General features: G+C 49.6%; 1 pseudogene. It reads left to right on the forward strand.

Annotation, left to right across the window (positions count from 1 at the left end):
• Positions 1-458: pseudogene (locus tag J8L71_RS18400) on the forward strand (non-ribosomal peptide synthetase); the annotation flags it as partial.

Genomic DNA, 458 nt, shown 5'->3' on the forward strand with positions numbered 1-458 from the left:
GTGAGCGTTTGTACCGCACAGGTGATTTGGTACGCTGGCTTGAAAATGGTGAGCTGGAATTTATGGGGCGTGTAGACCATCAGTTGAAGATACGAGGGTTTCGTATAGAGCCAGGCGAAATAGAGCAGATACTCAGTGAGCATGATGATGTTGCGGATGCGCTGGTAGTAGCACAGGACACGGGCGACGGTGACAAGCGTCTGGTGGCGTATGTGGTGAGTGAGCAGTCGTTGTCTGCAGAAACACTTAAAGAGCATATCTCGGGTCGGTTACCGGATTATATGGTGCCATCAGCATTTGTTTGCCTGTCAGCGTTCCCATTGACGACCAATGGTAAAGTAGACCGTCGAGAGTTACCAGCTCCAGATATGAGTGGTTTACAGGAAATGTATGTGGCACCGCGTACAGAGACGGAGGTGGTGTTATGTGATATTTGGGCAGAAGTGTTAGGTCTTGAA

The organism is Pseudoalteromonas sp. MMG007 (genome assembly GCF_018100985.1).
Classification (GTDB): Bacteria; Pseudomonadota; Gammaproteobacteria; order Enterobacterales; family Alteromonadaceae; genus Pseudoalteromonas.